Raw genomic sequence first — 5046 nt, 5'->3', positions numbered from 1 at the left:
GGGAGCCGGCTTGCCGGCGATAGGGCCGGAAAACGCACTGCAAGACTGATGGCCCAATACTGGCTTGCGACCGATGCCGACGAGGGGCATAGTGACCGCGCAGTCTGACTGCACACAGGACAGTGAGCAGGCCCGAACAGGGACAAAGGAGAAGCGTCATATGAACGGACTCGGTCCGCGCCTGAGGGAAGAGCGTGAGCGCCTGGGCATGACCCAGCGGGTATTTGGTGATATCGGCGGAGTCGAACCCAATGCCCAGGGCAAATACGAAAGCGGCGAGCGCACGCCACGGGTCGATTACCTGGCGGCCCTGGCAGCCAAGGGGGTGGATGCCCTTTATGTACTGAGCGGTGTGCGCACCCCCGCGCCACTGGAAAGCCTGACCCTGGATGAAACCGGTTTGCTTGGCGCGTTTCGACGGTTGTCGGCCGCTGACCAGGCGGCGTTGTGGCATCTGCTCGGGCGCTTGGTGGGCGAGGGGAGGAATGGTCAGGGAGGGTGGCCCCGGCATCATGAGCGCCAGTCAGGTGTGACAGAAGTTTTACGCTAGGTCCGTCGTGAAAAATTTTGTTAAGGTGGCGGGATCCAATCGCCCTGTTGACGAGGTGTCTGCTTGATAAGGGTCCTAGTGGTCGACGATCACGATCTGGTACGAACCGGTATTACACGCATGCTCGCCGACATCGACGGCCTGCAGGTGGTGGGTGAGGCGGATTCGGGTGAGTCGGCACTGAAGCTTGCCCGAGAGCTCAAGCCCGACGTCGTGCTGATGGACGTGAAGATGCCTGGGATCGGTGGTCTGGAAGCCACCCGCAAGTTGCTGCGTAGCCACCCGGACACCAAAGTGGTGGCCGTCACCGTGTGCGAAGAAGACCCATTCCCCACGCGCCTGATGCAGGCCGGTGCCGCCGGCTACCTGACCAAGGGCGCGGGGCTGGACGAGATGGTCCAGGCCATTCGCCTGGCGTTCGCCGGCCAGCGCTACATCAGCCCGCAGATCGCCCAGCAGCTGGCGCTCAAGTCGTTCCAGCCGCAGGGCTCGCCGTTCGACGCCTTGTCGGAGCGAGAAATCCAGATCGCCCTGATGATCGTCGGCTGCCAGAAAGTGCAGATCATCTCCGACAAGTTGTGTCTGTCGCCCAAGACCGTCAATACTTACCGTTATCGGATCTTCGAAAAACTCTCGGTCACCAGCGACGTCGAATTGACCTTGCTGGCCGTTCGCCACGGTATGGTCGACGCAAGCCTGTAACCCTCATGCCCCAAATTTTCGATGCCAGCGCATTCCTGGCGACCTGCAGTGGTCGCCCGGGCGTCTACCGGATGTTCGACGCCGAGGCTCGGCTGCTCTACGTGGGCAAGGCCAAGAACCTCAAGAAGCGTTTGGCCAGCTATTTCCGCAAAACCGGCCTGGCGCCGAAAACCGCCGCGCTGGTGGGCCGTATCGCCCAGGTCGAAACCACCATTACCGCCAACGAGACCGAGGCGCTGCTGCTCGAGCAGAACCTGATCAAAGAGTGGCGGCCGCCGTACAACATTTTGTTGCGCGACGACAAATCCTACCCTTATGTCTTCCTTTCTGACGGCCAATTCCCACGCCTGGGCATTCACCGTGGGGCCAAGAAGGCCAAGGGCCGCTATTTCGGGCCGTACCCCAGCGCCGGAGCCATCCGCGAGAGCCTGAGCCTGTTGCAAAAGGCATTCTCGGTGCGCCAGTGCGAGGACAGCTATTACGCCAACCGCACCCGGCCTTGCCTGCAGTACCAGATCAAGCGCTGCAAAGGGCCCTGCGTAGGCCTGGTCGATGAACAGGAGTACGCCGAAGACATCCGCCATTCGGTGATGTTCCTCGAAGGCCGCAGCCAGCAGCTGGGCAACGAGCTCAACGCCGAGATGGAAAAGGCCGCCATGGCCCTGAACTTCGAAAAAGCCGCCGAGCTGCGCGACCAGATCGCCCTGCTGCGCCGGGTTCAGGACCAGCAGTACATGGAAGGCGGCTCCGGTGACGTCGATGTGGTCGCCGCTTTCGTAAACCCCGGTGGAGCCTGCGTGCACCTGATCAGCGTGCGCGGTGGTCGAGTGCTGGGCAGCAAGAACTTCTTCCCCCAGGTGGGCATCGAGGAGGAGGTGGCCGAAGTCATGGCCGCATTCCTGTCCCAGTACTACCTGGGCAACGCCGAGCGCGAACTGCCCGGCGAACTGATCGTCAACGTGGTGCACGAGGACTTCGCCGCCATCAGCGAGGCACTGCAGACCCTGCGCGGCCGCGAGCTGACCATCAGCCACCGGGTGCGCGGCACCCGCGCCCGCTGGCAGCAACTGGCGGTGACCAACGCCGAACAGGCGCTCAACGCACGCCTGGCCAACCGCCAGCACATGGCCGCGCGCTTCGAAGCCCTGGCCCAGGTGCTCGGCCTGGATGAAGTCCCGCAGCGCCTGGAGTGCTACGACATCAGCCACTCCAGCGGCGAAGCCACGGTAGCCAGCTGCGTGGTGTTCGGCCCGGAAGGCCCGCTCAAATCCGACTACCGCCGCTTCAATATCGAAGGCGTCACCGCAGGCGACGACTACGCCGCCATGCACCAGGCCCTGACCCGCCGCTATGGGCGGATCAAGGACGGCGAGGGCAAGCTGCCCGACGTGCTGCTGGTGGACGGCGGCAAGGGCCAACTGAACATGGCCCGTGAAGTGATGCAGGAGCTGGCGTTCACAGACCTGACCCTGCTCGGCGTGGCCAAGGGCGTGACCCGCAAGGCCGGTTTCGAAACGCTTTTCCTCAATGATGTCGCCCACGAGTTCACCCTCAAGGGCGACAACCCCGCGCTGCACCTGATTCAGCAGATCCGCGACGAAGCCCACCGCTTCGCAATCACCGGCCACCGCGCCCGCCGCGGCAAGGCGCGGCGCGTGTCGAGCCTGGAAGACGTCGCCGGGGTAGGGCCCAAACGCCGCCGCGACCTGCTGAAACATTTCGGCGGCCTGCAGGAGCTCAACCGCGCCAGTATCGACGAGATCGCCAAAGCCCCCGGCATCAGTAAAAAGCTTGCCGAGTCGATTTATGCCAGCCTGCATAGCGAGTAGAATGCCGGGCTCAACCCGCAGCCAGTCGTATCGATGAATATTCCAAACCTGCTCACCGTTCTACGCGTCCTGCTCATCCCGATCTTCATCCTGCTGTTCTATGTGCCCTATCACTGGAGCTACATGGCCGCCAGCACGGTGTTCGCCATTGCCGCCGCCACCGACTGGCTGGACGGCTACCTGGCGCGTCGCCTGCAGCAGAGCACGCCATTCGGCGCCTTCCTCGACCCAGTGGCCGACAAACTGATGGTGGCCGTGGCCCTGGTGCTGCTGGTGCAGGTGCATGCCAACTTCTGGCTGACACTGCCGGCGGCGGTGATCATCGGTCGCGAGATCGTCGTGTCGGCGCTTCGCGAGTGGATGGCCGAGCTGGGGGCGAGGGCGCACGTGGCGGTGTCCAACCTGGGCAAATGGAAAACCGCGGCGCAGATGCTGGCGCTGGTGATCCTGCTGGCCAACCCGCCAGTGGTGACGTTCTGGGTGGTGCTGGGTTATGGTCTGTTGCTGGTGGCCGCGGCGCTGACCCTGTGGTCGATGGTGCATTACCTGCTGGCCGCCTGGCCGCACCTGCGCGAAGGCTCGGAACAGAAATAAAACTTTTTTGAATCAAGGGGTTGACGCCGTTTTAGATATTGGTAGAATGGCGCCCATCACGACGCGGGAATAGCTCAGTTGGTAGAGCACGACCTTGCCAAGGTCGGGGTCGCGAGTTCGAGTCTCGTTTCCCGCTCCAAATTAGATCCTCAGTGCGTCGCTGGGATCACAAAGAAGAGGCCTAAAGGCCTCTTTTTTTGTGCCTGGGATTTGTGTTTTCGTGCAATCCTCTTTGCACTGAAGAACAAGTGGCTTGTTGATCATTGAAACCTCGTTCGAGCATATACATCAGCGGCCCGCCTCTTCGATTTCGCGGGGGAAGCGGGGCTCGTAGCAGAGCAGCAGTGAGAGCCAGTGACTGCTGGCGTGGATGAGGATGGCCGGCAGCATCAGCACGTTGAACACAACGAAGACCCCCAGGCCTCTGTAATGAAGGTAGGGGCTGTCCTCGCTCCAGGCGGCCTTGAGTGAGAGCCAGGGCCAGGGGAACTTGCTGAGGCGCGTTTTCGGCGCGGGTGCGTCGGCGGGACCGTCTTCCATGTAGCGGCGAATGTACTCCCAGAAGGCGAGCAGCTCGCTGGCATTGTGTGTTGGTTTGCCAATGTAGGTGACCTCGATGTGATCGGTGGGCTTCCCTTGCAGGTCCACGCCGTCACCCTTGTCCCAGGCCAAAGTGATAAAACTGCCAATTCCCTCCACTTCACTCATGTTCTTGTCGATAAGCACCTCAGTCTTATCCCAGTCCATGATTCGAATGCCACCCAGATGCTTGGGGCGCAGCAGGTAGACCTTGCGGGTGATGCGGTTGAAGCGGACGATAATCCGACGTGCGGTAAATGCCTCAAGACGAATGAACTTAAGCAGGTATCTAAAAAAGAGATAAGAAGCAGTACTCGTAATTAGCGGAAGTAAAAACAGACTAAATACATAAAATACCCAGCTGTGCGTACGGGTAGGGTCAAGAAGGTCGTTGATAGCAGACCAGATGGTCGAAATTGCAGCCCATGCAAGCGTTCCCCCAACTCCGAAATAGAGGAAGGTTAACGTTCCTCTTCTTTCATCATTAGGCGTGCGAATGTCAATTGCGACATCGTTATGAAGGTAGATGGAGTCGTTGTCGTAGATTTGCTCGGAGACAGACTCGCCTACCCCCTCTGGTACTTCGAGTTCGGGTTCTCCTGCTTGGCGCTGTTGGGCCTTGAGGGACTCAAGGGACTCCTCTTCGTGGCTATTTTTTTTGGACCACTGAAACTTCCATTCGAGCCAATACATCAGCGTCCCGCCTCTTCGATCTCGCGGGGGAAGCGGGGCTCGTAGCAGAGCAGCAGCGAGAGCCAGTGGCCGGTGGCATGGATGAGGATGGCCGGCAGC

The 5046-nt window shown here is 60.9% G+C and carries 5 protein-coding genes and 1 tRNA gene; 5 read left to right on the top strand and 1 reads right to left on the bottom strand.

Annotated features, from left to right (window positions below):
• Window positions 1-160 precede the first annotated feature (160 nt).
• The 5 genes from PMI38_RS20435 (at window position 161) to PMI38_RS20415 (ending at window position 3814) form a co-directional block, all read left to right on the top strand.
• Window positions 161-550, top strand: coding sequence for a helix-turn-helix domain-containing protein (locus tag PMI38_RS20435; protein ID WP_008098042.1), 390 nt, complete (start codon window positions 161-163; stop codon window positions 548-550).
• A gap of 63 nt (window positions 551-613) precedes the next feature.
• Entirely contained in the window at window positions 614-1252 is a 639-nt protein-coding gene (gene gacA, locus PMI38_RS20430) for a response regulator transcription factor GacA (RefSeq protein ID WP_008098041.1), read from the top strand.
• A gap of 5 nt (window positions 1253-1257) precedes the next feature.
• On the top strand, window positions 1258-3081 hold the full coding sequence (gene uvrC, locus PMI38_RS20425; protein ID WP_008098038.1) for an excinuclease ABC subunit UvrC: 1824 nt from the start codon (window positions 1258-1260) through the stop codon (window positions 3079-3081).
• A gap of 33 nt (window positions 3082-3114) precedes the next feature.
• A complete protein-coding gene (gene pgsA, locus PMI38_RS20420) occupies window positions 3115-3675 on the top strand; it encodes a CDP-diacylglycerol--glycerol-3-phosphate 3-phosphatidyltransferase (RefSeq protein WP_008098037.1) in 561 nt (186 codons plus the stop codon).
• A 63-nt stretch (window positions 3676-3738) separates the two neighbouring features.
• Window positions 3739-3814 (top strand) — tRNA-Gly (locus tag PMI38_RS20415).
• A 149-nt stretch (window positions 3815-3963) separates the two neighbouring features.
• On the opposite strand, the gene PMI38_RS20410 is transcribed toward PMI38_RS20415, so the two are convergent.
• Window positions 3964-4947: a DUF6708 domain-containing protein gene (locus PMI38_RS20410; protein ID WP_008098034.1), complete on the bottom strand. Its 984-nt coding sequence runs from the start codon at window positions 4945-4947 to the stop codon at window positions 3964-3966.
• Window positions 4948-5046: the final 99 nt, after the last annotated feature.

Source organism: Pseudomonas sp. GM84 (assembly GCF_000282535.1).
Taxonomy (GTDB): Bacteria; Pseudomonadota; Gammaproteobacteria; order Pseudomonadales; family Pseudomonadaceae; genus Aquipseudomonas.
This window is presented reverse-complemented; position numbering and strand designations above follow the sequence as displayed.

What these genes read in the sequence shown, in the direction of transcription:
- PMI38_RS20435 (WP_008098042.1), top strand. Translation starts at nt 161, where the DNA reads ATGAACGGACTCGGTCCGCGCCTGAGGGAAGAGCGTGAGCGCCTGGGC.
- uvrC (WP_008098038.1), top strand. Translation starts at nt 1,258, where the DNA reads ATGCCCCAAATTTTCGATGCCAGCGCATTCCTGGCGACCTGCAGTGGT.
- pgsA (WP_008098037.1), top strand. Translation starts at nt 3,115, where the DNA reads ATGAATATTCCAAACCTGCTCACCGTTCTACGCGTCCTGCTCATCCCG.
- PMI38_RS20410 (WP_008098034.1), bottom strand. Translation starts at nt 4,947, where the DNA reads ATGTATTGGCTCGAATGGAAGTTTCAGTGGTCCAAAAAAAATAGCCAC.